Origin of the sequence: Streptomyces sp. NPDC059080 (assembly GCF_042739975.1) — a bacterium.
Classification (GTDB): domain Bacteria; phylum Actinomycetota; class Actinomycetes; order Streptomycetales; family Streptomycetaceae; genus Streptomyces; species Streptomyces benahoarensis.
On record NZ_JBHYGX010000052.1, the window covers coordinates 37,642 to 39,934 of the forward strand.

Consider the following 2,293-nt stretch of genomic DNA (forward strand, 5'->3'; position numbering starts at 1 on the left):
GCAAACCGACTATGCCCCTGATACACCAAAAAACCCGGCCATACGTCTTCAGTAGCGGGGACAGGATTTGAACCTGCGACCTCTGGGTTATGAGCCCAGCGAGCTACCGAGCTGCTCCACCCCGCGCCGTTGTGATGCTTACTCTAGACCCACGCCGACGACCAGCGCAAATCCGTTCCCCGGAGGCGGCGCCTGACCGCCTCCGGGGAACGCCGTCAGGCGCTCAGCTCCTCCTGGAGCGCTTCCTGCAACCGCGCCGCCCGCTCGGCGACCTCCGGCGGCCCCAGCTCCACGGCGCGCGCGCACCACGACCCGGCCTCGGCCAGCGCCCCGCGCCGCGCGGCCAGCAGCGCCAGCCGGAGCGCGGCCCGGCCGTGGCCGTCGCGGGCCGCCCGCTGCCACCACAGGGCGGCCTCGGGCAGGCTCCCCTCCCGGGCCAGGAGCAGCCCGAGGTTGAAGGCGCCGTTGCGGCTCCCGGCCTCGGCGGCCGCGCGGTACCAGCGGGCTGCCTCGACCGTCTCACCCCGGGCCGCCGCGAGCATGCCAACCCGGACCTGTGCGTGACGGTGCCCCAGGGCAGCCGCCTTCTCGTACCAGCGGGTGGACTCGGCGTCCGGCGTCCGCGCCCCGCCCGCGGGCCAGGGCTCGTCGGCCTCCCGGGCCCGGCGGTCCAGCAGGTCGGCGAGGCGGAACGCAGCCTCCGCGCTGCCGCCGCCCGCCGCGCACCGCAGATTGCGCTCCGCCGCCTCGTCCTCGCCGTCGCGCTGCTGGGCGATCGCGACCTGGAGCGCCGCCTCGGTGTGCCCGGCCGCAGCGGCCCGCTCGTACCAGATCTGCGCGGCGCGCTCGCTGCCCCGCCCGGCGAACAGGATGCCGAGGTTGAACGCCGCGTCCACGCTCCCGGCCTCGGCCGCCTTGGAGAACCACGGCTCGGCACCGGCCGCATCGCCGCGCTGGAGCAGCAGGATGGCCAGCGCGTTGGCGGCCTCGCGGTGTCCGGCGTACGCGGCGCGGCGGTACCACTGCTCGCCGCGCCCGGCCCGGCCCTGCTCGGCGCAGAGCAGCCCGAGGTTGTAGGCGCCGTTGACGTCGCCCGCGTCGAGCGCCGCGCGGTACCAGCGCTCCGCGGTCTGCAGCTCGCCGCGGTCGGCGTGGAGCGCGCCCAGGGCGTTGGCGGCGTTGCCGTCGCCTTCCTGGGCGGCGCGGCGCCACCACTCGGCGGCGCTCTCGGTGTCCCCGGCGTCGCGCAGCAGGAAGCCGAGCGCGCAGGCGGCCTTCGGCTCGCCGTCCTTGGCGGCGGAGAGGTACCAGCGGCCCGCCTCCTGGACGTCGCCGCGCTCCTCCCGCAACGTGCCGAGCTGGAGCGCCGCGCGCCGGTGTCCGCGCGCGGCGGCCTGGCGGTACCACTGCTCGGCCTCGGCCTCCCGGCTCAGCTCGCCGTAGGCGGGCGCCGTACGACGGTCCGCGCCGCGCCCCTCCTCGACGAGCCGTGCAAGGCGGTAGGCCGCCTCCCGGTGCCCGCGCTCGGCCGCGGTGCGGAACCATCGCTCGGCGCCGACGTCCCCGCGGTGTTCGAGCAGGTCAGCGAGGGCGTACGCGCCCAGGCAGTGGCCCGATTCGGCGGACTGGCGCAGCCAGTACTCGGCGGCGGGTTCGTCGCCGCGCTCGCGGTGGTGGCGCCCGAGGGCGTGTGCGGCGGCGGCGGAACCGGCGACCGCGGCGATCCGCCACCAGCCCGCCGCCTCGTCCGCGTAGCCCCGCTGATGCAGCAGTACGCCGAGATTGTTCGCGGCCGCGCGGTCGCCCGCGACGGTCGCGGAGCGCAGGTACGGCTCGGCGCCGTCGAGATCCCCGCGGCGCAGCAGCAGCGCGCCCAGTGCGCTCATGGCCGCGGTGTCGCCGGCCTCCGCGGCGCGGCGGTGACCGGTCTCGGTCACGGCCTCCGACGCCTCGGCCGCCTCCGCGGCGTCCATGTCGTCCATCGGCAACTCGGATGTGCGCCCTTCGTCGGGCGCATGCACAAACCGGTCCGTCTCCAACAACCTTGCCTTGTCCCCCATAAGAGCCATCGTCGCACCACCCGTAACCCTCGTACACCTGGTATACAACACCCGGCGAGGTCACTTCAGCGTTTTGTCGACTTCCCGACACAACGACTTGCCAAACTCAAACACACAGGTTCCCCACATCGACTGTTCGACGCGGCCGTACACAGGGAGAGCGCGGTCGCGGGGGGCGGGGGGGCCCCCCGGGCGGCGGGCCCCCCCCCGCCGCGGGGAGTTCCGGTGGCGGG

General features: G+C 75.5%; 1 protein-coding gene and 1 tRNA gene. Both read right to left on the bottom strand.

The features are described 5' to 3' along the window. Positions 1-52: 52 nt before the first annotated feature. Positions 53-126: transfer RNA gene (locus ACFWWQ_RS27120), tRNA-Met, on the bottom strand. Positions 127-215: 89 nt separating this feature from the next. Beyond that, a complete protein-coding gene (locus ACFWWQ_RS27125; protein WP_384601297.1) occupies positions 216-2,069 on the bottom strand; it encodes a tetratricopeptide repeat protein in 1,854 nt (617 codons plus the stop codon). Positions 2,070-2,293: the final 224 nt, after the last annotated feature.

Bases quoted from the DNA above. Each gene is read 5' to 3' on its own strand.
- ACFWWQ_RS27125 (WP_384601297.1), bottom strand. From the start codon at position 2,069: ATGGCTCTTATGGGGGACAAGGCAAGGTTGTTGGAGACGGACCGGTTT.